Origin of the sequence: Kitasatospora sp. NPDC001603 (assembly GCF_040298365.1) — a bacterium.
GTDB lineage: Bacteria > Actinomycetota > Actinomycetes > Streptomycetales > Streptomycetaceae > Kitasatospora.
Genome location: NZ_JBEPAA010000041.1, coordinates 16,252 through 40,511 on the forward strand (window position 1 = coordinate 16,252; position 24,260 = coordinate 40,511).

22 protein-coding genes and 1 tRNA gene are annotated in these 24,260 nt (G+C 72.7%); 10 read left to right on the plus strand and 13 right to left on the minus strand.

Annotation, left to right across the window (positions count from 1 at the left end; translation table 11 throughout):
* Window positions 1-5: 5 nt before the first annotated feature.
* The 3 genes from ABT263_RS24225 to ABT263_RS24235 are packed head-to-tail and all read right to left on the minus strand — an operon-like array spanning window position 6 to window position 2,711.
* Window positions 6-965, minus strand: a complete 960-nt coding sequence (locus ABT263_RS24225) for an ABC transporter ATP-binding protein (protein ID WP_329487814.1) — start codon at window positions 963-965, stop codon at window positions 6-8.
* 35 nt (window positions 966-1,000) lie between these two features.
* Window positions 1,001-1,918, minus strand: coding sequence for an ABC transporter permease (locus ABT263_RS24230; protein WP_352293164.1), 918 nt, complete (start codon window positions 1,916-1,918; stop codon window positions 1,001-1,003).
* The gene (locus ABT263_RS24235) at window positions 1,911-2,711 is read right to left on the minus strand and encodes an ABC transporter permease (protein WP_352293166.1); all 801 of its coding nucleotides are present in this window, start codon (window positions 2,709-2,711) and stop codon (window positions 1,911-1,913) included. The genes ABT263_RS24230 and ABT263_RS24235 overlap by 8 nt, the downstream gene beginning before the upstream one ends.
* A 331-nt stretch (window positions 2,712-3,042) precedes the next feature.
* Between ABT263_RS24235 and ABT263_RS24240 the strand changes: the two genes are divergently transcribed.
* Complete coding sequence (locus ABT263_RS24240) at window positions 3,043-5,436, plus strand: transglycosylase domain-containing protein (RefSeq protein WP_352293168.1); 2,394 nt, start codon at window positions 3,043-3,045, stop codon at window positions 5,434-5,436.
* A 48-nt stretch (window positions 5,437-5,484) separates the two neighbouring features.
* Here ABT263_RS24240 and ABT263_RS24245 read toward each other — a convergent pair whose 3' ends face one another.
* From ABT263_RS24245 to ABT263_RS24255, 3 genes are all read right to left on the minus strand, one after another.
* Window positions 5,485-6,675 carry a winged helix DNA-binding domain-containing protein gene (locus ABT263_RS24245; RefSeq protein WP_352293170.1) on the minus strand — a complete coding sequence of 397 codons (1,191 nt, stop codon included), beginning with the start codon at window positions 6,673-6,675 and terminating at the stop codon, window positions 5,485-5,487.
* A gap of 114 nt (window positions 6,676-6,789) precedes the next feature.
* Window positions 6,790-7,092 carry a GroES family chaperonin gene (locus ABT263_RS24250; RefSeq protein ID WP_057237824.1) on the minus strand — a complete coding sequence of 101 codons (303 nt, stop codon included), beginning with the start codon at window positions 7,090-7,092 and terminating at the stop codon, window positions 6,790-6,792.
* Window positions 7,093-7,282: 190 nt separating this feature from the next.
* Window positions 7,283-7,624: a DUF3618 domain-containing protein gene (locus tag ABT263_RS24255; protein ID WP_352293172.1), complete on the minus strand. Its 342-nt coding sequence runs from the start codon at window positions 7,622-7,624 to the stop codon at window positions 7,283-7,285.
* 143 nt (window positions 7,625-7,767) lie between these two features.
* Between ABT263_RS24255 and bcp the strand changes: the two genes are divergently transcribed.
* Window positions 7,768-8,244, plus strand: a complete 477-nt coding sequence (gene bcp / locus ABT263_RS24260; RefSeq protein ID WP_352293174.1) for a thioredoxin-dependent thiol peroxidase — start codon at window positions 7,768-7,770, stop codon at window positions 8,242-8,244.
* A 109-nt stretch (window positions 8,245-8,353) separates the two neighbouring features.
* Here the strand turns inward: bcp and ABT263_RS24265 are convergent, their stop codons facing one another.
* Both ABT263_RS24265 and ABT263_RS24270 read right to left on the minus strand, forming a co-directional pair.
* The gene (locus ABT263_RS24265; RefSeq protein WP_352293244.1) at window positions 8,354-10,786 is read right to left on the minus strand and encodes a chitinase C-terminal domain-containing protein; all 2,433 of its coding nucleotides are present in this window, start codon (window positions 10,784-10,786) and stop codon (window positions 8,354-8,356) included.
* 243 nt (window positions 10,787-11,029) lie between these two features.
* The gene (locus tag ABT263_RS24270) at window positions 11,030-11,656 is read right to left on the minus strand and encodes a CGNR zinc finger domain-containing protein (RefSeq protein WP_352293176.1); all 627 of its coding nucleotides are present in this window, start codon (window positions 11,654-11,656) and stop codon (window positions 11,030-11,032) included.
* Between the two features lie 72 nt (window positions 11,657-11,728).
* On the opposite strand from ABT263_RS24270, the gene ABT263_RS24275 reads away from it, so the two are divergent.
* The 3 genes from ABT263_RS24275 (at window position 11,729) to ABT263_RS24285 (ending at window position 13,090) form a co-directional block, all read left to right on the plus strand.
* Window positions 11,729-12,214, plus strand: coding sequence for an HPP family protein (locus tag ABT263_RS24275; RefSeq protein ID WP_329487821.1), 486 nt, complete (start codon window positions 11,729-11,731; stop codon window positions 12,212-12,214).
* 75 nt (window positions 12,215-12,289) lie between these two features.
* Complete coding sequence (locus tag ABT263_RS24280) at window positions 12,290-12,991, plus strand: HNH endonuclease signature motif containing protein (protein ID WP_352293178.1); 702 nt, start codon at window positions 12,290-12,292, stop codon at window positions 12,989-12,991.
* Window positions 12,992-13,003: 12 nt separating this feature from the next.
* Window positions 13,004-13,090 (plus strand) — tRNA-Leu (locus ABT263_RS24285).
* 66 nt (window positions 13,091-13,156) lie between these two features.
* Here the strand turns inward: ABT263_RS24285 and rdgB are convergent.
* From rdgB to ABT263_RS24305, 4 genes are all read right to left on the minus strand, one after another.
* On the minus strand, window positions 13,157-13,762 hold the full coding sequence (gene rdgB / locus ABT263_RS24290; RefSeq protein ID WP_352293180.1) for an RdgB/HAM1 family non-canonical purine NTP pyrophosphatase: 606 nt from the start codon (window positions 13,760-13,762) through the stop codon (window positions 13,157-13,159).
* Between the two features lie 20 nt (window positions 13,763-13,782).
* On the minus strand, window positions 13,783-14,172 hold the full coding sequence (locus tag ABT263_RS24295) for a hypothetical protein (protein ID WP_329487824.1): 390 nt from the start codon (window positions 14,170-14,172) through the stop codon (window positions 13,783-13,785).
* Between the two features lie 170 nt (window positions 14,173-14,342).
* On the minus strand, window positions 14,343-15,068 hold the full coding sequence (rph, locus tag ABT263_RS24300) for a ribonuclease PH (protein WP_352293183.1): 726 nt from the start codon (window positions 15,066-15,068) through the stop codon (window positions 14,343-14,345).
* Window positions 15,069-15,262: 194 nt separating this feature from the next.
* Window positions 15,263-15,496, minus strand: a complete 234-nt coding sequence (locus tag ABT263_RS24305; RefSeq protein WP_030060521.1) for a PTS sugar transporter subunit IIB — start codon at window positions 15,494-15,496, stop codon at window positions 15,263-15,265.
* A gap of 400 nt (window positions 15,497-15,896) precedes the next feature.
* On the opposite strand from ABT263_RS24305, the gene ABT263_RS24310 reads away from it, so the two are divergent.
* The 4 genes from ABT263_RS24310 to ABT263_RS24325 all read left to right on the plus strand — a co-directional run bounded on the left by ABT263_RS24310 (window position 15,897) and on the right by ABT263_RS24325 (window position 22,054).
* Window positions 15,897-17,186 carry a PTS transporter subunit EIIC gene (locus ABT263_RS24310; protein ID WP_352293185.1) on the plus strand — a complete coding sequence of 430 codons (1,290 nt, stop codon included), beginning with the start codon at window positions 15,897-15,899 and terminating at the stop codon, window positions 17,184-17,186.
* Window positions 17,187-18,035: 849 nt separating this feature from the next.
* Window positions 18,036-19,313 carry a PTS transporter subunit EIIC gene (locus tag ABT263_RS24315; RefSeq protein WP_329487827.1) on the plus strand — a complete coding sequence of 426 codons (1,278 nt, stop codon included), beginning with the start codon at window positions 18,036-18,038 and terminating at the stop codon, window positions 19,311-19,313.
* 408 nt (window positions 19,314-19,721) lie between these two features.
* Entirely contained in the window at window positions 19,722-20,777 is a 1,056-nt protein-coding gene (locus ABT263_RS24320) for an LLM class flavin-dependent oxidoreductase (protein ID WP_352293187.1), read from the plus strand.
* The gene (locus tag ABT263_RS24325; RefSeq protein ID WP_352293189.1) at window positions 20,774-22,054 is read left to right on the plus strand and encodes an LLM class flavin-dependent oxidoreductase; all 1,281 of its coding nucleotides are present in this window, start codon (window positions 20,774-20,776) and stop codon (window positions 22,052-22,054) included. The genes ABT263_RS24320 and ABT263_RS24325 overlap by 4 nt, the downstream gene beginning before the upstream one ends.
* 37 nt (window positions 22,055-22,091) lie before the next feature.
* On the opposite strand, the gene ABT263_RS24330 is transcribed toward ABT263_RS24325, so the two are convergent.
* Window positions 22,092-23,171, minus strand: coding sequence for a LuxR C-terminal-related transcriptional regulator (locus ABT263_RS24330; RefSeq protein ID WP_352293191.1), 1,080 nt, complete (start codon window positions 23,169-23,171; stop codon window positions 22,092-22,094).
* 172 nt (window positions 23,172-23,343) lie between these two features.
* Here ABT263_RS24330 and ABT263_RS24335 point away from each other — a divergent pair, with 172 nt between their 5' ends.
* A complete protein-coding gene (locus tag ABT263_RS24335; protein WP_352293194.1) occupies window positions 23,344-24,258 on the plus strand; it encodes a branched-chain amino acid transaminase in 915 nt (304 codons plus the stop codon).
* Window positions 24,259-24,260 lie beyond the last annotated feature (2 nt).

The window sequence follows — 24,260 nt, forward strand, 5'->3', positions numbered from 1 at the left end:
GCCGGTCAGCCGATCGCGACCTCCGCGTACATCCGGGCGATCACGTCCTCGATGGCCGGCTCGCGGACCGACAGGTCGACCATCGGGTACCGGTCGGCGACCGCGGCGACGATCGGGGCGGCGCTCTGCTGGGCCGGGAAGGCCAGCCACTGCCGCGGCCCGTCGACCTTCACCACCCGGGCGCCGGGCACCTCGATCGGCGGCCGCGCCTCGGCGAGGTCGACGACCAGGGTCCGCTCGCTGTCGCCCGCCGCGTGCAGCCCCTCCAGGCCGCCGTCGTAGACGACCCGGCCGTGGTCGATCACCATGACCCGGCCGCAGAGCTGCTCGATGTCGGTGAGATCGTGGGTGGTGAGCAGCACGGTGGTGCCCTCGTCGCGGTTGACCTCGCGCAGGAAGTCGCGCACCCGGCCCTTGCTCACCACGTCCAGCCCGATGGTGGGCTCGTCCAGGTAGAGCACCTGCGGGTCGTGCAGCAGCGCCGCCGCCAGGTCCCCGCGCATCCGCTGGCCGAGCGAGAGCTGGCGCACCGGGGTGTCCAGCAGGGCGCCGAGGTCGAGCAGTTCGACGCAGCGTCGGAGGTTGGCCCGGTATCGGTGCTCGGGGATGCGGTAGATCCGGCGGGCCAGCTCGTAGGAGTCCCGGAGCGGGAGGTCCCACCAGAGCGTGGTGCGCTGCCCGAAGACGACGCCGATCCGGCGGGCCAGCGCGACGCGCTCCCGGGCCGGGTCGACGCCGGCGACGCGCAGCCGGCCGCCGGAGGGCACCAGGATGCCGGTGAGCATCTTGATGGTGGTGGACTTGCCCGCGCCGTTCGGGCCGATGTAGCCGACGCATTCACCGGCCTCCACCGTGAAGCTCAGCCCGTCCACCGCGCGGACCTCGCGCTTCTCGCGCTTCAGCCGGCCGGCCTTGGCGCGGACGGTGAAGGTGCGGCGGACGTCGTCGAGTTCGATCAGTGCCATGGGAGTCCTGCTTTCGGAGGGGGTTCGGGGCCGGGTCAGCTGCCGGTGCCGCGGTAGGCCCGCAGCCCGGCGCGCCAGGCCAGCCCGGCCGCCACCAGCGCGAGGACGGCGGCGATCGGCGAGGCGTACTGGAAGGCGGTCGGCAGGCCGAGCGGGTCGGGCCGGTCGAGGATCCGCAGCGCGGGCAGCCAGTTGACGAAGGCCAGCGGGACGCCGAACACGGTGCCCGCCACCAGCTCCTTGGCGAAGACGGTCGGCGGGTAGTGCAGCACGGTGGCGCCGCCGTAGGTGAAGGCGTTCTGGATCTCCTTGGCCTCGCCCCACCAGAACTGGAGGGTGGCGAAGCCCACGAACACCGCGGCGAAGATCGCCGTGCCGCAGACCAGCAGGGACGGGACGAGCAGCACCCGGTCCCAGGTCCAGTCGACGTCCAGGGCGGCCAGCGACCAGGCCAGCACCCCGACCGCCTGCACCGGCCGGCCGATCCGGCGCAGCGAGAAGCGCTCGGCGCAGACCTGGGCCAGCGCCGGGGCGGGCCGGATCAGCATGGTGTCCAGCGTGCCCGCCCGGATCCGCTGGCCCAGGCCGTCGACGCTGCCGACCAGCAGGTTGGCCATGCCGAGCGCGAAGCCCGAGGTGCCGTAGAGGAAGCCGAGCTCGGGCAGCGTCCAGCCGCCGAGCCGGTCGGTGTGCCGGAACATCAGGATCACCACGACGAAGTCGAGGAAGGTGATCACCAGGTTGGCGACGAGCATCAGCACGAAGGACGCCCGGTAGGACATCGTCGCCCTGGTCCACATCGCGGCGGTGAGCCACCAGGCGCGCAGCGCCCAGCGGGTCCGGGCGAGCAGGCCCCGCTCGGTCGGGAGCGGACCGGTGGGGAGCGGGTCGTTCGGGAGCGGGTCGCCTCCGGCGGGCGGGGCCGCGGCGCGGGCGAGGGCCGGCTCAGCCACCCTGGACCACCACCTTGCGGGTCGCGAGCAGCTGGACGCCCCGGCCGAGGAGGACCAGCCCGAGGCCCCAGGCGAGTTGGAAGCCGAGCGCACCGAGCAGCGCGGCCCCGGTCGAGCGCTCCAGGAAAACGTCGGTCGGCACCTGGATCAGCGCGGCCCACGGCAGCACCGGCGCGATCTCGCCGAGCAGGCCGGGGAAGAGCGCCAGCGGCAGCAGCATCCCGGAGAAGAACATCGACACCACCAGCATCACCGAGCGCACCCCCTCCGAGTCGTGCAGCCAGAAGCCGGTGAGCGAGACGAGGAAGCGCAGCCCGAAGCTGACCACCACCGCGAGCAGCACCGACAGCAGGAAGTACAGCCAGGTCAGCGGGTGTTCGGGCAGCCGGACCCGGAAGACCAGCGCCCCCGCCAGCATCGGCAGGGTGCCGCGGGCGAGCAGGTGGTAGCCGGCCCGGCCGAGGTCGGTGGCCAGCCACCAGCCCTGGAAGTCCACCGGGCGGTAGAGGTCGATGGCGATGTCGCCGCTGCGGAACCGGTCCTGGACGTCGTCCTGGAAGCCGCCGCCCCAGACCGCGACGGTGACCAGCAGCGCCTGGCTGACCCAGATGTAGGTGACGGCGGCGCTCTGGTCGTAGCCGCCGAGGCCGGGCCGGGCCTGCCAGAGGGCGACGAAGGTGTAGGCGAGGATGAAGCCGAAGACGGTGTTGGTGAAGGCCCCGGCCAGGGTGGCGGCCCGGTAGGTGGCGTAGCGGCGGAAGGCTCCGCGGGCGATGGCGAGGTAGAGCGCCACCGCGGCGCCCGGACCGCCTGCGGCGCCCGCGGGATGTGGAGCACCACGGGGACCGGGATCGGGAGGGTGTCGGAACCGCGACTCGGCGGGAAGAGCGTTCGACATATTGTCTCCTTGTCGACACATAGGAGCGGGCAGGTGTCCCCGGGGACACCGGCGCACGCGGACCGGCCCCGGCCGGCCCCACCCGGGGGTGCCGGGTCAGGCGGGCGGAGCTGCCCGAACTGGGTGCGCTATGTGGTTCGCACCTTTCACCGTACCTCCGGCGATCTTCCCGCGCACCCGGTTATTCCAACGCCTGATCACGGGTCAAATAGCACATAATCGCGGCATGACCTTGAGGGCAGACCACAGCACCCGGCGCAGCGCCAGACGGGCCGCCCGCCGCGAAGCCCGCCGCGCCAAGCCGCTGTGGCGCCGGCTCCTGCCCACCTGGCGGGTCACCCTCGGCGCGCTCACCGCGACCCTGCTGCTCGCCGTCGGCTCCTTCGCCGTGCTCTACCTCATCGTCCCCGTGCCCGACGCCAACGCCCACGCCGTCGCCCAGAACAACATCTACCTCTACGCCGACGGCACCACCGAGATCGCCCGCACCGGCGCCGTGAACCGCACCGACGTCACGATCGACCAGATCCCGCTCGACACCCGGCACGCCGTCGTCTCCGCCGAGGACCGCACCTTCTACCGCAACGGCGGCATCGACCTGAAGGGCATGGTCCGGGCCGGCTGGAACACCCTCACCGGACGCGGCACCCAGGGCGGCTCCACCATCACCCAGCAGTACGTCAAGAACTACTACCTGACGCAGGACCAGACCATCGAGCGCAAGGGCCGCGAACTCTTCATCGCGCTCAAGGTCGACCAGCAGCGCAGCAAGGACCAGATCCTCACCGGGTACCTCAACAGCAGCTACTTCGGCCGGGGCGCCTACGGCATCCAGAGCGCCGCCCACGCCTACTACGGCACCGACGTCTCCCGCCTCACCCTCCCCCAGGGCGCCTACCTCGCCGCGCTGCTCCAGGCCCCCAGCGCCTACGACGTCAAGACCGCCACCCCCGCCAACCGCGAGAAGGCCGTCGCCCGCTGGAACTACACCCTCGACGGCATGGTCCAACTCGGCTTCCTCAGCCCGGCCGACCGCGCCGCCACCACCTTCCCCGACCCGATCGACCCCCAGCCCGCCACCGGGCTCAAGGGCCAGTCCGGCTACCTGGTCGGCGTCGCCGACGACTACCTCGTCTCCGCCGGCATCATCGACGCCGCCACCCTCAAGTCCGGCGGCTGGCGCATCACCACCACCTTCGACAAGCCCCGCCAGGACGCCTTCGTCCAGGCCGTCCAGCAGGAACTCACCGCCGAACTCGACCCCGTGGCCCGGCCCGCCACCGACACCGACGTCCGGGTCGCCGGCGCCTCCGTCGAACCCGCCACCGGCCGGGTCGTCGCCGTCTACGGCGGCCCCGACTACGCCAAGCAGCCCTACAACGACGTCCTGCGCCAGGACAACCAGATCGGCTCCACCTTCAAGGCCTTCGACCTCGCCGCCGGCCTCACCTCCGGCCGCAGCAGCGGCGACGGCCGCCCGATCACCACCGAGACCCGCTACGACGGCACCAGCGAACGCCCCGTCACCGGCGGCCCCACCCCGTACGCCCCGCCCAACGAGGACGGCATCGACTACGGCAGCATCACCCTGCGCTACGCCATGGTGAAGTCCGTCAACTCGGTGTACGCCCAGGAGGGCGTCGACGCCGGACTCGCCCACGTCCGCGACACCGCCGTCCGGCTCGGCATCCCCGACAACGTCCCCGGCATGGACCCGGCCAACACCTCGATGACGCTCGGCACCGCCACCCCCAGCGCCCTCAACCTGGCCGGCGCCTACGCCGGCCTCGCCAACCACGGCCAGACGTACGCCCCCTGGTCGGTCGGCAAACTCGAACGCGTCAACTCCGGCGGCGCCATCGACGTCCCCAAGATGCCTGAACACGTCCCCACCAGCGCCCTCGACCGGGGCGCCGCCGACGCCGTCACCGACGTCCTGCGCGACGTCGTCAGCACCCGCGGCACCGGCGCCGCCGCCCTCGACCTCGGCCGCCCCGCCGCCGGCAAGACCGGCACCACCGACTCCAACCTCTCCGCCTGGTTCGCCGGCTTCACCCCCGAACTCGCCACCACCGTCGGCCTGTTCCGGGAGAACCCGAAGACCCACGCCAAGGAGCCGCTGTCCGGCACCGCCGGCTACGAACGGATCAACGGCGGCGCCTTCCCCACCCGGATCTGGACGGCCTACATGGCCGACGCCCTCGACGGCACCGACGTCCAGCGCTTCGACCTCCAGACCGGCCGCGGCACCACCCAGACCGGCGGGCCGACCGGCAGCGGCTCACCCTCCCCGTCGCCGTCGCCCAGCGCCACGGCCACCGCCACCACCGCGCCGACGCACACCCCGACGCCGTCCGCCCCCGCCCCGCCCAGCCCCAGCGGCCGGCCCACCGAGACGGCGCCGGCGCCCAGCCCCGAGGCCCCCGCCCCGACCGGCACCCCGGAACAGCCGCCCGCGCCCACCAACCGACCCACCGCGCCGCCGCGGCCGACGCACACCCCGACCGCGCCCCCGAGCACCCCGCCCCCGGCCGGCGACACCAGCACCCCGCCGACCCGCCCGGCCACCGCCCAGCCCCCCGCACCGGCCGACGGACACCCCGCCGGACAGGCCCCGTAGCGCCCGGCGCCCAGAGCCCCCTATCGGCGCCCCCAGGACCTCGGGACCTCAGGACACCAGCTCCCGCTCCAGCGGCGTCCGGAACCGCGGCGTCACCCGCACCGGGCCCAACCAGCCCGCCAACCGCGCCGCCTCCACCTCGACCGCCGCCCGCGCCTCGGCCCCGGCGTCCGCCAGGAACCGCCACACCAGCTCACCGCCGGGGCGCTGCGCCCAGCCGCCGACCACCCGGCCGCACCACCAGAGCGTCGGCCCGGCGTTGCCCGCCCGGTCGAACAGCGCCGGCACGTCCTCGGGCCGCAGGTACCAGTCCCGCCCGCGCCAGCCCATCACCGTCGGATCCAGCGCCGGCAGCAGCGCCGCCCACGGCTCCGGCTCCGCCACCGGCCCGTCGTCCCCCGGCAGCACCAGGGCCGCCACCGCGCCGGCCAGCGCCACCTCCACCGCGCCGACGTCCCCCAGCGCCCTGCGGGTGTCCCCCAGTGTCCAGCCCGTCCACCACTTCACGTCCTCGACCGTCGCCGGACCGTACGCCGCCAGCCAGCGCCGGACCACCTCGGCCTTCGCCTCCCGCACCGGCACGTCCGGCCACTGCGGCACCGGCGCCCACGGATAGCTGCTGCTCAGCCACGAACCGCGCGGCCGGGAGCGCCGCACGTGCCCGTCCGAGGCCAGCAGCCGCAGCAGCCGGCTGCCGACGCTCTGCCGGGCCTCGTACGGCTTGCCCTGCGCCATCAGCATCGTCTCGCGCAACGCCGTTACGTCCTCGGCGAGTTCGGACGTCGTCGCCTCGCCCCGCACGGCCAGCGCCGCCAGCACGGCCCGCTCCGTCGCGGCCAGCCGCGGCTCGTCCCACCCCTCGGCGAACTCCCGCAGGTGCTTCACCAGCGTGGCCCGCTCCTTGACCGCGATCGCCCGCGCCGCCGCGGAGCTGACGTACGGGGCGAACTCCTCCGTCACCGCGAAGAGGGTGCGCCGCATCGACAGCAGCTTCACCAGCGAGACGTCCTCGTACAGCGCCCGCTCGACCTCCGCCGCCGACGGCTCCGCCAGCCGCGCGCAGGCCGACAGGTAGACCGTCGCCGCGTCCGTGGCGTGCAGCCCGACGACCGCGTCCGCCACCTCCTCCACCCGCGCCGCCCGCTCGGCCCGCGCCAGCAGGTGCCGCCGCCCGACCCGGGCCCGGCGCTGGTCGTCACCGATCGAAGGCACTCCGCCCGAAGGCACACCGCTGCTCATGCCCGGACCCTACTGCCGGCCCCCGACAACCGCCCGGACACGACGAGGCGGGCCGCCGCGCCCTCGGCGCGCCGACCCGCCCGGAAAGCCCTCGCGGGGCGCCCGCCCGGACCCTCAGAGGTACAGCCCGGTCGAGCCCTCCGCGTCGCCGAAGCGCATCGCGGCCACCGCGTGCAGGTCCCGCTCGCGCAGCAGCACGTAGGTGGCGCCGCGGACCTCGACCTCCAGCTTGTCCTCCGGGTCGTACAGCACGCGGTCACCGGGCTCCACCGAGCGGACGCTCTGGCCCACCGCGACGGCCTCGGCCCAGGTGCACCTTTTGCTGAGCTCCGCGGTGGCCGGGATGAGGATGCCGCCGGTCGAGCGGCGCTCGCCCTCGCTGCCCTCGGTCTTCACCAGGACGCGGTCGTGCAGCATCTTGATCGGCAGCTTCTCGCCCAGCCGGTCGTGGCGCGGCGGGTCCTGCTCGGGGGAGGTGGTCCGCCGGTTCGGTTCGTCGTTCGTACTCACGACCCCGAAGGTACCGCTCCGCGGCGCCCCGCGTGACCCCGGACCGGCATCCGGCGGGCCGGGTGCGGTGGCACCCGGCCCGGCAGGACCCCGCCGCTCAGCCCTTGCGGCGCTTGCGGGCCGAGGCGACCAGCAGCGCCAGGCCCACGCCGACCAGCGCGGCGGGCACGATCCGCTCCTTGCGCGGCTGCCCCTTCTCGTCCACGAACTGCGCCCTGGCCTGCTCGACCAGCCCGCTGGCCGCCACGTACACCCGGCCGGCCTTCTCCTCCACGGAGGCCACGGCCTTCGCCTTGACCTGGGCCGTGATGGTGCTCGGGTGGACGCGCATGGCGAGCTCGTCCAGGGTCGCGGCCAGCTGGGTGCGGGTGCGGGTGATGTCCGCCTCGATCTGAGCCGTCGTCCGCGCCGACTTGTCCTTCGTGCTCGCCTCGCCCACTCGGGCCACCCCAATTCACTGATGTTGTCCTGTGCGACTGACCCAGTTTGTCAGCTGCCGCCCCGGCCCGCGCGGCCCCACCCACCATCGGAGGTAAGTTGACCGTGGTACGACCACCCGTCCACGCACCAGGAGAGTCCCCCGTGAGTGAGCGTCTCCAGCCCGGCGACACCGCACCCGCCTTCAGCCTGTCCGACGCCGACGGCAACCAGGTGTCCCTCGCCGGCCACCTCGGCCGGAAGGTGATCGTCTACTTCTACCCCGCCGCGCTCACCCCCGGCTGCACGAAGCAGGCCTGCGACTTCACCGACAACCTGGAGGCCTTCGCGGGCGCCGGGTACGACGTCATCGGCATCTCGCCGGACAAGCCGGAGAAGCTGGGCAAGTTCCGCGAGGCCGAGGACCTCAAGGTCACCCTGCTCTCCGACCCGGAGAAGAAGGTGCTGGAGGCCTACGGCGCGTTCGGCGAGAAGAAGCTGTACGGCAAGACCGTCACCGGTGTGATCCGCTCCACCGTGATCGTCGACGAGCACGGCAAGGTCGAGCACGCCCTGTACAACGTCAAGGCCACCGGCCACGTCGCCAAGCTGCTGCGCGACCTCAAGGTCGAGGCGGCCTGACAGCCGCCCCCGCGGGGGCGGAAACGAAGCGGTGGCGGCGCACCCCCCGACCGGGTGCACCGCCACCGCGTCTCTCACCTCAGCGAGCCACGCTCATCGGATCGACCGATCAGCAGGCCCCGAGGTCGCTCCAGACACCCCACGAGCCACTGGCACTGGGGTCGTCGCCCTTGGTCCACCACTTGTTCTGGTAGTAGTGCCCCTTCCAGGACACCTTGGTGGTGGACGCGTAGGTGGTGCCCGCGTCCCAGCCCGGCGCGCCCGTGCAGGCACCCGAGGTCGGGGTCGCGGTCGGGGTCACCGTGGGCGTCACGGTCGGCGTGGCGGTCGGCGTCACCGTGGGCGTGACCGTCGGGGTCACGGTGGGCGTCACGGTCGGCGTGACCGTGGGCGTCACGGTCGGGGTGACCGTCGGCGTCGCGGTCGGCGTCGCGGTGCCGCCGCCCGTGCTGCCGCGGGTCAGGTCGCCCTTCAGGCCGTACAGCGTGCCGGCGACGTTGACCGTCCAGTTCGACGGCGTCGAGACCGGCAGGTAGTAGACGAAGTCCAGGTCCACCGAGGCGCCCGGCGCCAGCGACTGCCAGCCCGGCAGCTTCACCGAGACGCGGTTGTAGGTGCCCTTGAGGCCGCCCACGTTGCCCGGACCGGGGTTGTCCTGCTTGATGACGGTCAGCCCGAAGCCGGACTGGTCCTTGGCGTTGCCCGGGGCCGAGTTGCCGTAGTCGAACTGGAACTCGGTGCCGCCCGGCAGGGTCAGCGTCGAGTTGTTGACGATGTGGATCTTCGGGTTGATCGGGTAGTTCGAGTCGCCCAGCGCGAAGTTGGTGAACGACACGTCGACCGGCAGGGTCTGCTGCGGCAGCGCGATCGTCGAGCGGGTCGCGTTGTACGGCGAGGCCGCCTTGAACTTGTCGTACATCAGCGAGGTCAGCGTCGAGCCGGGCACGTACTGGCCCTTGCCGCCGTTGGCCGCCGCGTCCCACTTGTAGTCGCCCGCGAGCTCCCAGATCATCGCGCCGCCGGCGCCCTGGTTGACGATGTAGTCCGCCTTGGCGGCCACCGACTGCTCGTCCTCGGTGGAGAGGAACACCTTCTTGGTGTCGTTCCACAGCCACGGCGCCACCAGGGTGGAGCTGTAGTTGCGGGTGTAGGTGCCCTGCAGGGCGGTGTCGGTCACGCCGTACTTGGAGAGGTAGTCGGGCACGATGCCCTTCTCCAGGTTCTTCGCGTGCCACATCGGGTTCGAGCCCGCCGGGGACTCCTTGCCCGCGTCGTCCTTGTCGTTCCAGATGTTGTCGATGCCGACCGCGCCGTCACCGCACGAGGTCAGCCCGGCGCCCACCGGGCAGGTGGTCGCGGACGCGGTGCCCCAGAGGCCGTTGGTCCCGCCGGTGACGTTCTTGAACCCGCGGGTGTAGTACGGCAGGCCGACGTTGATCCGGCCGCCCGGCATCGAGCCGCGGAAGTAGTGGTACGACCAGTCGGCGTTCAGGTAGCCGATGCCGCCGTACTGGCCGGTGCCGTACACGTTGGCCGCCGCCAGCTCGCCGTCCTTGCCGTCGTCGAACAGCGAGGCGTTCGGGCCGACGTACTTGTTCCAGGCGCCGTGCAGGTCGTACGACATGATGTTGACATAGTCCAGGTACTGCGCGATCTGGAAGGTCTCCATGCCGCGCAGCAGGTAACCGGACGACGGGGCCGCGACCGAGAGCAGGTAGTGCTTGCCGTCGGCGGCGCCGGCCCGGTCCAGCTTCTCGCGCAGCGTCTTCATCAGCGCCGCGTAGCCCTTGGCCAGCGAGGCCCGCTTGCCGTTGGCGAGCTGCCAGTCCAGCGGGTTGCCCGCGTCCTTCATCGAGGTCGGGTACTCGTAGTCGACGTCGACGCCGTTGAAGCCGTACTTCTTGATGAAGTCGACCGAGGAGTTGGCGAAGGCGTCGATGCCCGCCTGGTTGACGCTGCCGTCCGGGTTGACCGTCAACGAGTAGAAGCCGCCGGAGTTGACGCGCTTGCCGTCGTCGCCGAAGTACCCGCCGGTCTCGGTCCAGCCGCCCACCGAGATCATGGTCTTGACGTTCGGGTGCTGCTTCTTGAACTTCGTCAGCAGGTTGAAGTGGCCCTTGTAGGGCAGCGACGGGTCCAGCTCGGCGCCGGGCACGCCCGGGAAGGAGATCCCGGTCGCCTCGTTCTTGTCGTTGTCGGTGCCGACCGAGATCTTGTTGTCGCTGCCGACGTGCCCGAACGCGTAGTTCAGGTGGGTGACCTTGTCCCAGGGGATGTCGCTCACCAGGTAGGGCGGGGTCCCGTCCTTGCCGGTGCGCCAGCCGGTGAAGTAGCCGATGACGCGGCGCTGGTGGTCCGCGCCCATCTTCTCGCGGCCCTCGGTGTCGTAGACGCTGCAGTACGGGACGTCCACCCCGGGCGTCTGGTACATGCCGTCCGGCCGACAGGCCGCGTTGTCGACGGTGGCGGACGCCTGCGAGGGCGCCGCACCCAGCGTCGCCATCAGCAGGCCGGCCAGGCCGGCGACCGCCAGCGAGGCCATGCCCGCCCGGGCGGCCGGGTTCTTGGAATGCCGGGCAGCGGTGGGACGCCGCTCGGCCGTGCTTCGGATCAACACTCGGTCCTCCGGGAGAGAGTGTCGGCGCATGCCTGTGGGGGAGCACGCACGTGGGGGAATGCAGATTGGCGCTGAAGCTATGTGGTCTGAACCACAAAGGTCAATAGGTCTGTACCAATTGGTAATCAATTCCCCAACAACACCGGTCGAACGGCTGATACCCGTCGGTCAGCCGTCCGCATGCCGACGACCGTGCCGGGCCACCCGGACCCGCGTCCCGCAGGCCGTCGAACACCACGCCCGACGCGCGTGCCGCTGCAGGAAGAACAGGATGCAGCCCGGCGCCGGACAGGCCCGCACCAGCTCCCGCCGACCCCCCGTCAGCAACTCCACCGCCGCCTGCGCCACCCGCCCCAGCAGCACCGCCCCACGCTCCCCCGCGGCCGTCCGGTGCACCCCCCGCGCGGCCGCCCCCGGCCCCAGCTCCACCCACCCCGGCGCCGCCCGCACCGCCGCGTTCACCACCGCCACGTCCGCCGCCCCCGCCGGCTCACCCGCCACCACCGCCGTCAGCACCGCCCGCAGGGCCCCGCGCAGCTCCAGGAACGCCGCCAGCTCCGCCGGCCCCGGCTCCCCGGCCGGGACGCTCGCCAGGTCCAGCTCGACGGCGTGCCGGTCCACCCAGACCGCCAGGTCCGACGGCTCCACCAGAACGTCCACCAGATGCCCGCGCAGACCACCCCGCACGAAGGTGCTGTTCACCAGATCCAGCGCGAGATGCTCGCCGCCGACCGGCATCTCGTCCACCGCGCCACGCTCCACCATGCCCATGCCCATGCCTAACGGTAACGCCACTTGCCACCAGTTAGTCAAAGCCCGCAGACTAACGCTTACCCGCCGTCCCAAGCGTTAGGAATCGCCTTCGCCATGCCCCTTTCCAGCCAAGCCCCCGCCCGACCCGCCCCCACCGCCGTCCTCACCTCCACCGCCACCGCCGTCACCGCCCTGCTCACCCTCGCCGCCCTCGGCACCCTCACCCGCCAACCCCTCCTCATCCCCCCGCTCGCCGCCTCCATGGCCCTCATCGCCGGCGCCCCCGCCCTCCCCCTCGCCCAACCCCGCAGCGTCATCGGCGGCCAACTCGTCTCCGCCCTCACCGGCTACGCCGTCCTCGCCGCCACCACCCCCGCCTACTGGTCCGCCGCCCTCGCCGGCGGCCTCGCCCTCGGCGCCATGACCCTCGCCCGCACCCCCCACTCCCCCGCGGCCGCCACCGCCGTCATCGTCACCCTCACCGCCCCCGACCCGACCCGCTTCCTCCCCCTCCTGCTCCTCGCCACCCTGCTGCTCACCGCCACCGGCCTCGCCGCCGCCCGCCTCACCCGCCGCACCTACCCGACGTACTGGTGGTGACCCCGTAACCACCCCGCCCCCCACTCGTTCGCCCCCACGGGGGACGGGCGCACACAGGCCCGAAGGGGGACGACCATGCCGGTCAAGTACACCCGTGAGCTGCTGGCGACCACCGCGGCAGCCGCCGCCTCACTCGACGAGATGCTGGCCGCCCTGGGGAGGGAGCCGAACCGGGAAAGCCGCAAGTACCTGCGACGCAGGCTGACCGAGTTCGCGATCGACACGTCGCACTTCCGCCCGACCGGAACCGTCTACACCCGCGAGCTCCTCCAGGAGGCGGTCTCGGCCTCGTACAGCGTGGCGGGCGTGGTGCGCCACCTCGGCCAGCGCCAAGCCGGGGGCACCCAGGCGCACATCGGCCGCCGGATCAAGGCGTTCGGCATCGACACCTCGCACTTCACCGGGCAGGCCCACAGCCGCGGGAAGCGGTTCCCCAGCAGGATCCCGGCCGAACAACTCCTCGTCCAGCGCCCCTCGGAGGCCAAGCGGCTTCCGGGAGTGCGCATCCGCCAGGCCCTTTCGGAGCTCGGCCGGCCGGAGTCGTGCGAGTCCTGCGGCACCGGGCCGGAGTGGCGGGGCCGCCCGCTCACGTTGGAGGTGGACCACATCAACGGGGACTGGTCCGACAACCGCCCCGACAACCTCCGGCTGCTCTGCCCGAACTGCCATGCCGTCACCCCCACGTACTGCGGGCGCAACAAGAACAGGCGCGCGAAGCCCGCACCCGACCGCACCGAGGGAGAAACGGCTGTGCCCGAAGGCCGCGCAAACCCCTAGACTGGAGGCCATGCGGCCTTGGCGGAACTGGCAGTCGCGCTGGACTTAGGATCCAGTGGGAGAAATCCCGTGAGGGTTCGAGTCCCTCAGGCCGCACCAGCCTTTGAATCGAAGGCCCACCCGGAATGATCTCCCGGGTGGGCCTTCGTCGTTATCGATGACCCGTCAGCCCAGCAGGTCCTTCAGGACCGGGGCCAGGGCGCGGAAGGCCTTGCCGCGGTGGCTGATGGCGTTCTTCTCCGCCGCCGTCAGTTCGGCGCAGGTGCGGGTCTCGCCCAGGGGCTCCAGGATCGGGTCGTAGCCGAAGCCGCCCTCGCCGGCCGGGGCCGTCCGCAGGGTGCCGAGGAGGCGGCCCTCGACGACGCGCTCGGTGCCGTCCGGGAGGGCCAGGGCGGCGGCGCAGAAGAAGTGGGCGCCGCGGTGCTCCGGGGCGATGTCGCCGAGCTGGGCCAGCAGCAGGTCCAGGTTGGCGCGGTCGTCGCCGTGCTTGCCGGCCCAGCGGGCGGAGAAGATGCCGGGGGCGCCGCCGAGGACGTCGACGCAGAGGCCGGAGTCGTCGGCGACCGCGGGCAGGCCGGTGGCCTGCGCGAGGGCGTGCGCCTTGAGCAGCGAGTTCTCGGCGAAGGTGACGCCGGTCTCGCGGACGTCCGGGATCTCCGGGTAGGCGTCGGCGCCGACCAGTTCGACGTCGAGGCCGGCCTCGCCGAGGATGGCGCGGAGCTCGGCGACCTTGTTCAGGTTGCGGGTGGCGAGAATCAGACGGGTGGGCATGAACCCACCCTAACCGGACGTCAGCCGGTGCAGACCTGGGTGAGGTTGCCGGCGGCGTCGCCGAGCGGCTTCAGGTCGGGGGCCTGCTTGTCGTTGATGGCCTGCTGGACCTTGCCGACCTGGGTGTTGAGGTCGGTGATGGCCTTGGCGACGTCGGTGTTCTTGGAGTTCTTGCCGAGGTCGTCGAGGTCGTTCTTGAGCTTCTGCAGGGCCTGGCCGGCGGCGGCCGAGTCGTTGCTGGCGTTGTTGAAGGCGGTGGTGACGTCGCTGATGTCCCCGGTGATGCGGACCGCCGTGTTGCCGCAGTCGAGCGCCTTCTGGGCGGCCGAGCAACTGACCGCGCTGAGCGGGAGGATGGCGATCAGGCCGGCCACGGCGAGGGTGGCGGGGCGGGCGATGCTCTGGGGCATCCGGTCCTCCTGGGTGCGCGGGTTCCGGAACGGAATGACGCGCCCCCGGGGGTGCGCGGTTCCCACAACGGGGTGCTGCGGGAACCGTAAGGGCTCCGGGCCCGGCCTGTACAGCGCTGGTGTCGCGGTTCGGCCACGCGCCGGAGCCCCTTCGGGCACCGGTGGTGGGCTCAGCCCTCCAGGGCCTTGCGCTGGATCTCGTCCAGCTCGGCGCAGCCGAGGGTGCCGAGGTCCAGGAGCTGGTCGAGCAGGGCGCGGTCGAAGGGGGCGCCCTCGGCGGTGCCCTGGACCTCGACGAAGCGGCCGTCGGAGGTGCAGACGATGTTCATGTCGGTCTCGGCGCGGACGTCCTCCTCGTAGCGGAGGTCGAGCATCGGGACGCCGTCGATGATGCCGACGCTGACGGCGCTGACGCCGCCGGTGATGGGCTGGCCCTTGGCGCGGAGGATCTTCTTCTCGCGGGCCCAGGAGACGGCGTCGGCGAGGGCGACGTAGGCGCCGGTGATGGCGGCGGTGCGGGTGCCGCCGTCGGCCTGGAGGACGTCGCAGTCGAGGACGATGGTGTTCTCGGCGAGGGCGCGGTGGTCGATGACGGCGCGCAGCGAGCGGCCGATGAGGCGGCTGATCTCGTGGGTGCGTCCGCCGATGCGGCCCTTGACGGCCTCGCGGTCGCCGCGGGTGTTGGTGGCGCGCGGGAGCATGGAGTACTCGGCGGTGACCCAGCCCTCGCCGCTGCCCTTGCGCCAGCGCGGGACGCCCTCGGTGACGCTGGCGGTGCACAGCACCTTGGTGTCGCCGTAGGAGATGAGGACGGAGCCTTCGGCGTGCTTGCTCCAGCCCCGCTCGATGGTGATGGGGCGGAGCTGGTCGGGGGTGCGGCCGTCGATGCGTGACATAGGCACCGAGCGTAGTCGGTCCGGTCGGGTGGTTCCGGCAGGGTCGGACGGGTCGTCGGCGGTGCCCGGCGGGCCTGTGGCGGGGTGCCCGAACGGTTGTGCCCGGTGCGCCGGACGGCGCCGGCCCGCCGTCCACGGGGGGCGGCGGGCCGGGTGGTGCCGAGCCTGGTGGTGCCGAGCCTGGTGGGCTCAGCTCACATCATGTCCTCGATGTCGGCGGCGATCGGGTCGGCGTCGGTGCCGATGACGACCTGGATCGCGGTGCCCATCTTGACGACGCCGTGGGCGCCGGCGGCCTTCAGCGCGGCCTCGTCGACGAGGGAGGCGTCCTTCACCTCGGTACGCAGGCGGGTGATGCAGCCTTCGACCTCTTCGATGTTGTCGATGCCGCCCAGACCGGCGACGATCTTCTCAGCCTTGCTGGCCATCTGATTTCTCCCTCTGTCTCGGCCCGTCGGCTGCTCTGCCGGGTGCCGTCCTGCGCTGTGCGGGGTGCCCCGGCCGCCGGCCGGGGTCGTCGCTGTCGGTGCTGACGCGGGTTCAGCTGCCGTCGCGCTGCGCCGCAGCGCGACCAGCATCACCCGAGTTGGACCGATCTGCCACGTTAGTCCACTTTTGGCCCATTCCGGCGCGCACGGTCTGGATCTTCGTCCGAGGATGACGATCAGCGGGGCTTCTGCCCCGGTGCGCGCGGCCTGCCTCCCAAAGTGGTCTACACCAATATATGTGTACTCCGATAAACGCAGGAAGCGCCCCGGGTGTTCCTGAGCCCCGTCCGAGGGTCCCCCAGGGGGCCAGCGTTCGGCAACTGCTCTCGGAGGGCGAAGGATGAGTTCGGCAGGCGCCACAGCCCCGCGGACCACGTGGTGGCACACCTTCTACGGCGGACTCCAGAAGATGGGCCGCTCGCTCCAGCTGCCGGTCGCCGTGCTGCCGGCGGCGGGCATCCTCAACCGGCTCGGACAGCCCGACGTGTTCGGGAAGGACGGCCTCGGCTGGGACGACGTCGCCAAGGTGTTCGCGGCGGCCGGCGGCGCCCTGCTGGACTCCTCGCTGGGCCTGCCGCTGCTGTTCTGCATCGGGGTCGCGATCGGCATGGCCAAGAAGGCGGACGGCTCCACGGCGCTGGCGGCCGTGGTGGGCTTCCTGGTCTTCTACGCCGTGCTGCACGCCTTCCCGGAGGACTGCAAGCTGCCGACCGTCCTGGTCGGCAACCAGTGCGTGGACTTCACCTCGGCCAAGTCGGCCGCCGCGACCTACCAGAACCCGGGCGTCCTGGGCGGCATCCTGATCGGCCTGCTGTCGGCGTGGCTCTGGGTGCGCTACCACCGCACCCGGCTGGTCGACTGGCTCGGCTTCTTCAACGGCCGCCGGCTCGTCCCGATGATCACCGCCGTGGTCGGCATGCTGCTGGCGGTGCTGGCGGTCTGGGCGTGGCCGCCGATCGGCCGCGCCTTCAACGACGTGAGCCAGTGGCTGGCCGACCTGGACGCGGGCGGCGCCGGCATCTTCGGCGTGGCCAACCGCGTACTGCTGCTGATCGGCATGCACCAGTTGCTGAACACCTTCGTCTGGTTCCAGTTCGGCGACTTCACCAAGCCCGACGGCATGGTCGTGCACGGCGACATCCCGCGCTTCCTGGCCGGTGACCCGACGGCGGGCCAGTTCACCTCCGGTTTCTTCCCGATCATGATGTTCGCCCTGCCGGCGGCGGCGCTGGCGATGGCGCACGCGGCCAAGCCGCACCGCCGCAAGGAGATCTACGGGCTAATGCTCTCGGTCGGCCTGACGTCCTTCGTGACCGGCGTCACCGAACCGATCGAGTACTCCTTCGCCTATGTCGCGCCCGCGCTGTACGCGGTGCACGCGCTGCTGACCGGCGCCTCGATGGCGATCACCTGGGCGCTCGGGGTGCACGACGGGTTCAGCTTCTCGGCCGGCCTGATCGACTACGCGATCAACTGGAGCCTGGCCACCAAGCCCTGGCTGATCATCCCGATCGGGCTCTGCTTCGCCGTCGTGTACTACGCGCTCTTCCGGTTCATCATCGTGAAATTCAACATGAAAACACCCGGACGCGAGGACGACGACGAGGTCGAGGACGTGACCAAGGCATAAACCGAGCGTCACCGGACGCCCGCCGGAATAGGCCCTCGGACCCTTGGTCCGGGGGCCTTCGGCATATTGGTAAAAGGAGGATGGTCCCGGCCGGAAAACCATTCCCGGACCGGTCCGGGAAATTCGGTGGCCGGTCCCGCCGCCGCCTGGGCGCCGGGCCGGCGCCCGGCGCCCGGCGGCCCGGGGCCCGGCCGGGACAGGGCCGCGGCGCCCAGACGGCGGCCGGACGGGCGGTCGCCGACGAAGCCGGCGACCCGGGTGGGGGGAAGATCACCGCCGCCGCGCGGCGCACCGCGCGGCAATGCGTCACCGTACTCGCCCACCGGCTTCGCCTTTGGTTTCTCCGAGCCGGCGAGGGCGGTCGCCGAGTCCGGTCGCAATGCGGCGGCGAATACCCCCGGCGGATCCAGGGGGGTCCGGCACATCGCACCGGCCCCTCGCCGCGAGCCCGGCACCGGCCGCGCCCCGGCCGCCCGGCACCCGCGGCGACCCCCGGCCCGGCGGCGGACGGCACCCGGCGGGAGCGTCCGGCCGCCCGCGCCCGCCCGCTGCCGCCGCCCTCCCGGCCGTCCGTCCGGGGGTCGCCGGGCCCGCCGGGGGTTGCCCCGGCCTTTTTGTTGCGCAAATAGCCAAAATCCCAATCACGGCGGGTAATCATGATCGTCGATCCGCAAGTAGGTTTCGATTTCATAGCGCTTCTCACCAGCACCGCTTTCAGGGCTTCCCCCCCTTCTCCACCCGTGCTACAAAACTGGTCTACACCACGTGTGGTGTAGACCAGTTCGCGGTTCGGCCCCTCTGTGCACCTACCCCCCGACCGACCCGCCCTGCCGTTAGGAACCCACCCCCATGAGTCAGTCTGCGCAGGCACCGGCGCCCGCCGCGGCTCCGGCCACGCCAAGCCCCACCAAGAAGTTCGGCCAGAACCTGCTGCAGGGTCTGCAGAAGATCGGCCGCAGCCTCCAGCTGCCCATCGCCGTTCTCCCCGCCGCCGGTCTGCTGCTGCGGCTCGGCCAGGACGACGTGTTCGGCAAGGACGGCCTCGGCTGGGACAAGGTCGCCGCGGTGTTCAACACCGCCGGTGGCGCCGTCTTCGACAACCTGCCGCTGCTGTTCGCGGTGGGCATCGCGATCGGCTTCGCCAAGAAGGCCGACGGCTCCACCGCGCTCGCGGCCCTCGTCGGCTTCCTGGTGTACAAGAACGTGCTGACCGCGTTCCCGGTCACCGAGGCCCAGGTCCTGCCCGGCAAGGACGCGGCCGCCACGTACCAGAACCCGGGCGTGCTCGGCGGCATCGTGATCGGTCTGCTCTCGGCCGTGCTGTGGCAGAAGTACCACCGCACCCGGCTGGTCGACTGGCTCGGCTTCTTCAACGGCCGCCGCCTGGTCCCGATCATCATGGCCTTCGTCGGCACCGCCGTCGGTGTGGTCTTCGCCCTGACCTGGGGCCCGATCGGCGACGCCATCAAGAGCCTGAACGACTCCCTGATCGGTGCCGGCGCGTTCGGTGCCGGTGCGTTCGGCCTGGTCAACCGCGGTCTGCTGCCGGTCGGCATGCACCAGTTCGTGAACTCCTACGCCTGGTTCCAGACCGGTGACTTCACCAAGCCCGACGGCACCGTCGTGCACGGCGACCTGACCCGCTTCTTCGCCGGTGACCCGACCGCCGGACAGTTCATGTCGGGCTTCTTCCCGATCATGATGTTCGCCCTGCCGGCCGCCGCGTTCGCCATCGCCCACACCGCCAAGCCGCACCGCCGCAAGGCCGTCACCGGCATGATGCTCTCGCTGGCGCTGACCTCCTTCGTGACCGGTGTCACCGAGCCGATCGAGTTCTCCTTCGTCTTCATCGCCCCGGTCCTGTACGTGATCCACGCGCTGCTGACCGCCGTCTCGATGGCCGTCACCTGGGCGCTCGGCGTGCACGACGGCTTCACCTTCTCCGGTGGTCTGATCGACTACCTGCTGGCGTGGAACAAGGCCACCGACCCGTGGATGATCATCCCGCTGGGTCTCGTGTTCGGGGCGCTGTACTACTTCCTGTTCCGCTTCGCGATCGTCAAGTTCAACCTCAAGACCCCCGGTCGCGAGGACGACGAGGAGATCGAGGACGTCACCAAGGCCTGACGCCGAGGAACGACCCGCACCACCCCACGGCCCCGCCCCGCCGCTCGCTCCCCCGAGCGGCGGGGCGGGGCCGTCGCGCGTCCCGGTCCGGCCCGCGGCCACCGCCCGGCCGGTGGGACGACGGTTGACGAACCGGCGACCGCGCTGGTCAACTGAGGCGGTGAACGCGCCGCGCATCCTGGTCAGCCGCTGCCACATCGACTTCGGTCGTGTGTGGTCGGCCGCGTGTTGCGCCTGACCCGTCCGTTCCCCCCGCCGCCGCCCGGCTGACCTCCCGCCGCGCCCCGGCCCCCGCTTCCCCGCCTCTCGTGTCGGCCCGTACCCGGGCCACCGCCACGTACCCAGCTGCGTCCCGTGCGCGAACCGAAGATGAAGCCGCGCACGCACGAGGAAAGTCAAGGCCACGCCATGCCGCGCCAGTTGCACCTGTCCGCCGCCGTCGACAGCCCCGGCCGCTTCGACGCCGGGCACTTCACCGCCCTCGCCCGCCACGCCGAGCGCGCCGCGCTCGACTTCGTCACCCTCGACGACTCCTACGCACCCGAGCCGCACCGGCTCGACGCCCTCGCCACCTTCGCCCGGCTCGCGCCGCTGACCCGGGGGCTCGGCCTGGTCCCGACCGTCACCACCACGCACACCGAGCCGTTCCACACCTCGATATCGGTCAACACCCTGGACTGGGTGAGCGAGGGCCGGGCCGGCTGGCTGATCGGGATCTCCGACACCGAGGCGCAGGCCCGGGCCTTCGGGCGCAAGGGCGTCGCCCCGGCCGACGAGCTCTGGGCGGAGGCGGCCGACGCCGCCGAGGTCGCCGCGCGGCTCTGGGACAGTTGGGAGGACGACGCGGAGATCCGCGACGTGGCCACCGGCCGGTTCATCGACCGGGACAAGCTGCACTACATCGACTTCACGGGCCCGCACTTCTCGGTCCGCGGCCCCTCCATCACCCCTCGGCCGCCCCAGGGCCGACCGGTGATCGCCGTCCCGGTCTCCGCCGCCGACCTCGCCCCGGACGCCCCCGCCGGCGGCCGGGCCCGGGTGGAGACGGCCGCCCGGTACGCGGACGTCGTCCTGCTGGACGCCCCCGGCCCGGCGGCCCGGCTGACCGCCGCCACCGAACTGCGGCTGCGGGCGGGCGAGGGCCTGCGGATCCTCGCCCGGCTCACCGCGGACCTCCCCGACGGCCCCTCGATCAGCGCGCTGATCAGGGAGGTCACCGAGGGCGGCGGCGGCGTCGACGGCTTCCACCTCGTCCCCGCCGACCCGGCCCGGGACCTCGCCGCGGTGGCCGACCACGTCGTCCCGGCCCTGCGCGAGCGCGGCCTGTTCCGCACCGGCTACACCGGCACCACCCTGCGCGACCACCTCGGCCTGGCCCGCCCGGCCAACCGGTACGCCCCCGCCACTCCCGCTCCCGCCGTTCCCACGGCGACCGCCGCCGCCCACGCCGAGGTGACCCGATGACGGACCGACCGCTGAAGCAGATCCACCTCGCCGCGCACTTCCCCGGCGTCAACAACACCACGGTCTGGACCGACCCGGCGTCCCGCAGCCAGATCGAGTTCGCCTCCTTCCGCCACCTCGCGGAGACCGCCGAGCGCGGCCGGTTCGACTTCTTCTTCCTCGCCGAGGGCCTGCGGCTGCGCGAGGTCAACGGCCTGATCCACGACCTGGACGTGGTCGGCCGGCCCGAGTCGATCACCGTGCTCGGCGCGCTGGCCGCCGTCACCACCCACCTCGGCCTGGCCGCCACCGTCAACGCGACCTTCAACGAGCCGTACGAGCTGGCCCGCCGGTTCGCGTCGCTCGACCACCTCTCCGGCGGCCGGGCGGCCTGGAACGTGGTCACCTCCTCGGACGCCTTCACCGGCGAGAACTTCCGCCGCGGCGGCTTCCTCGACCGCGCCGACCGGTACACCCGGGCCGCCGAGTTCGTCCAGCTGGCACGGGAGTTCTGGGACGGCGGGCTGGTCCGGCACAGCGGCCCGCAGTTCGACGTCGAGGGCCGGCTGTCGCTGCCGCGCCCGCCGCAGGGCCACCCGGTGGTGATCCAGGCCGGGGACTCCGACGAGGGCCGGGAGTTCGCCGCCGCCACCGCCGACATCATCTTCAGCCGGCACTCGACCCTCACCGCCGGCCAGGCCTTCCACACCGACGTCAAGCGCCGGCTGGCCGCGTACGGGCGCAAGCCGGACGAGCTGAAGATCATGCCCGGGGTCACCTACGTCCTGGGCGACACCGACGAGGAGGCGACCGAGCGGGCCGCCGAGATCCGCCGCGCCCAGGTCGGACCGCGGACCGCCCTCGCCTACCTGGAGCAGGTCTGGGGCATCGACCTGTCCGACCACGACCCGGACGGCCCGCTGCCCACCGCCGACCCGGTGGTCGACAGCACCGTCGTCCAGGGCCGGACCAGGATCGGGGACCCGCTGGAGATCGCCGCCCGGTGGCGCGCGGTCGCCGCCGAGAAGCGGCTCAGCAGCCGCGAGCTGGTGATCGAGGTGACCGGCCGGCAGTCCTTCATCGGCACCCCGGCGGCGGTCGCCGAGCAGCTCGACGCCTATGTGCAGAACGACGCGGCGGACGGCTTCATCCTCGTCCCGCACCTCACCCCGGGCGGCCTGGACGACTTCGTCGACCAGGTGGTGCCGCTGCTCCAGGAACGCGGGGTGTTCCGCACCGAGTACACCGGGACGACCCTGCGCGACCACCTCGGCCTGCCCGTCCCCGGGCGGCGCTGAGCGCCTCGGACGGGCGGGCACCCCGCCCGGAACGGCCTCAGATCCGGCCGAGGCGGGCCGCGTGGACGCCGGCCTGGAAGCGGCTCTCCGCGCCCAGGTCGGCGGTCAGCTCGGCGACCAGCCGGCGCACCGTCCGCTCGGAGACCTCCAGCTTCCGGGCGATCGCGGCATCCGTCAGCCCGGCCGCGAGCAGCCGCAGCACCACGTCATGACGGTCCGTCCTCCCCGCCGCCCCCGGATGCAGTTCCGGCGGGGTCGAGGCCGCCGACCAGAAGTACTCGAACAGCTCCGCGACCAGGGCGACCAGGGCCGGCTCGCGGACCACCACGGCGGCCTCCGCACGGCCCCGGACCCGGAGAGCGGCCGCGTCCGGCCCGTCCTCGGACACCTCGTCCGACAGGTCGCCCGGCGCGGGCAGGATCGCCAGCCGGGCGTCGACCACGATCAGCCGGAGCGGCAGCGAGTGCGCGACCCTGATCCGCGCCCCGGCCCCGGTCAGCTCCCGGACGTGCGCGAGCACGGCGGGCCGGCGCAGCGCGGCTGCCGGGTAGACGGAGCGCAGGGCGGCGCCGCGGTCGAGAGCGAGGCGTTCGCGGGCCAGCTTGCCCGCCAGGGCCGGGCCGGAGAGGTCCTGGCCGGGCCGGAGGGAGAGGGCCCGGGTGCGGGCGCCGCGGGCCGCGTCCTCCAGCAGGGCGGCGATCCGGTCGGCGCCGCGGACGAGTTCGAGGGCGGCGCCGCCGGGCCGGCGGTGCTGGACCGGCAGGTAGCCGGTGTGCAGGCGGTCGACGGAGTCGCGGGCCCGGCCCAGGGCCTCGACGAGGGCGGTGACCTGGGTGTCCGCGTCGAGCAGCAGCTGGCGGACGGCGGTGTCGACGGAGACGGCGGCGTGTCCGGCCGTGCCGGTGCCGTCCGCCCCGGCGGCCGCGGTGGGCTGGAGCAGGCCGAGGGCGCGGAGTTCGGCGGTGGCGGCGGCCAAGCGGGGCTCGTCCCAGCCGAGGCCGAGGTCGGCGGCCGGGCGGCCGGGTTCGGCGAGCAGCCGGGCGTAGAGCCGGGTGGCGTCGCGGTCGGGGCCGCCGGCGGGGTGGTCGGCCCGCGCCGCACTCTCCATGCGCTCCATCGGCGCAGCGTAGTGAGGCCGGGCGCGGGCGGGCCGGGGTTTCCGAGGAGCGAGACGGCGGGCCGGGGTTTCCGAGGGGCGGGGCGGCGGGCCGGTTCCGCTCCCGGTCATGTCCGGTTGCGGCAGCGCCGGGAGGGCCCGGCCGCGGTCCGTCGGCGGCCAGGATGGGGCCATGGCTCTTCCCGAGGCTTCGACGATCTGGATGGACGGCGCGCTGGTGCCCTGGCAGCAGGCGCGGACGCATGTGCTGACGCACGGCCTGCACTACGGCACGGGGGTGCTGGAGGGCACCCGGGTGTTCGAGACGGCGGACGGTCCGGCGGTGTTCCGGCTGCCCGAGCACCTGCGCCGGCTGGACCGCAGTGCGCGGATGCTGCGGATGGAACTCCCCTACAGTGTGGAGGATTTGACCAAGGCGACGGTGGAGCTGGTCCGGGCGAACGGCCACCGGTCGTGCTATCTGCGGCACTTCGCGTTCCTGGGGTACGGCTCGATGGGCCTGGACATGCGCTTCTCGCCCACCACCACGGCGATCGCGAGTTGGCAGTGGCAGTCCCAACTGCCGGACGGCGGTGGTGGGATCAGGGTCAAGACGAGCAGTTGGCGGCGGAACGACCCGAACGCGGTGCCGCCCGCGGCGAAGGCGACCGGGCCGTATCTGAACTCGGTGCTGGCCCGCCGGGAGGCGAGCGACGCGGGGTACGACGAGGCGCTGCTGCTGGGGTCGGACGGTTCGGTGAGCGAGTGCACCGGCGAGAACGTGTTCCTGGTGCGTGACGGGGTGCTGCGGACGCCGCCGTCGAGCGCGGGCGCGTTGGAGGGGATCACCCAGGACACCGTGCTGGAGCTGGCCGCCGGTCTGGGGGTGCCGGTGCGGGTGGAGGGTCTGCTGCGCTCGGACCTGTACGCGGCGGACGAGGTGTTCCTGTGCGGGACGGCGGCCGGGGTGGTGCCGGTGCGGTCACTGGACGACCGCGAGCTGCCGTCCTCCCCCGGCCCGGTCACGGAGCGGCTGCGCGAGGCGTACGCGGCGGCGGTCTCCGGCGAGGACCCGCGCTACCGGCGCTGGCTGACGCCGGTGGGGTGAGC

Excerpts from the sequence above, each read along its gene's own strand:
- ABT263_RS24250 (WP_057237824.1), bottom strand. The coding sequence starts at position 7,092 with ATGCTGCACGACCGCGTCCTGGTGAAGACCGAGGGCAGCGAGGGCGAG.
- ABT263_RS24315 (WP_329487827.1), top strand. The coding sequence starts at position 18,036 with ATGAGTCAGTCTGCGCAGGCACCGGCGCCCGCCGCGGCTCCGGCCACG.
- ABT263_RS24320 (WP_352293187.1), top strand. The coding sequence starts at position 19,722 with ATGCCGCGCCAGTTGCACCTGTCCGCCGCCGTCGACAGCCCCGGCCGC.
- ABT263_RS24335 (WP_352293194.1), top strand. The coding sequence starts at position 23,344 with ATGGCTCTTCCCGAGGCTTCGACGATCTGGATGGACGGCGCGCTGGTG.
- ABT263_RS24310 (WP_352293185.1), top strand. The coding sequence starts at position 15,897 with ATGAGTTCGGCAGGCGCCACAGCCCCGCGGACCACGTGGTGGCACACC.
- ABT263_RS24225 (WP_329487814.1), bottom strand. The coding sequence starts at position 965 with ATGGCACTGATCGAACTCGACGACGTCCGCCGCACCTTCACCGTCCGC.
- ABT263_RS24280 (WP_352293178.1), top strand. The coding sequence starts at position 12,290 with ATGCCGGTCAAGTACACCCGTGAGCTGCTGGCGACCACCGCGGCAGCC.
- ABT263_RS24330 (WP_352293191.1), bottom strand. The coding sequence starts at position 23,171 with ATGGAGCGCATGGAGAGTGCGGCGCGGGCCGACCACCCCGCCGGCGGC.
- ABT263_RS24295 (WP_329487824.1), bottom strand. The coding sequence starts at position 14,172 with ATGCCCCAGAGCATCGCCCGCCCCGCCACCCTCGCCGTGGCCGGCCTG.
- ABT263_RS24305 (WP_030060521.1), bottom strand. The coding sequence starts at position 15,496 with ATGGCCAGCAAGGCTGAGAAGATCGTCGCCGGTCTGGGCGGCATCGAC.
- ABT263_RS24265 (WP_352293244.1), bottom strand. The coding sequence starts at position 10,786 with ATGGCCTCGCTGGCGGTCGCCGGCCTGGCCGGCCTGCTGATGGCGACG.
- ABT263_RS24325 (WP_352293189.1), top strand. The coding sequence starts at position 20,774 with ATGACGGACCGACCGCTGAAGCAGATCCACCTCGCCGCGCACTTCCCC.
- ABT263_RS24275 (WP_329487821.1), top strand. The coding sequence starts at position 11,729 with ATGCCCCTTTCCAGCCAAGCCCCCGCCCGACCCGCCCCCACCGCCGTC.
- ABT263_RS24245 (WP_352293170.1), bottom strand. The coding sequence starts at position 6,675 with ATGAGCAGCGGTGTGCCTTCGGGCGGAGTGCCTTCGATCGGTGACGAC.
- rph (WP_352293183.1), bottom strand. The coding sequence starts at position 15,068 with ATGTCACGCATCGACGGCCGCACCCCCGACCAGCTCCGCCCCATCACC.
- rdgB (WP_352293180.1), bottom strand. The coding sequence starts at position 13,762 with ATGCCCACCCGTCTGATTCTCGCCACCCGCAACCTGAACAAGGTCGCC.
- ABT263_RS24240 (WP_352293168.1), top strand. The coding sequence starts at position 3,043 with ATGACCTTGAGGGCAGACCACAGCACCCGGCGCAGCGCCAGACGGGCC.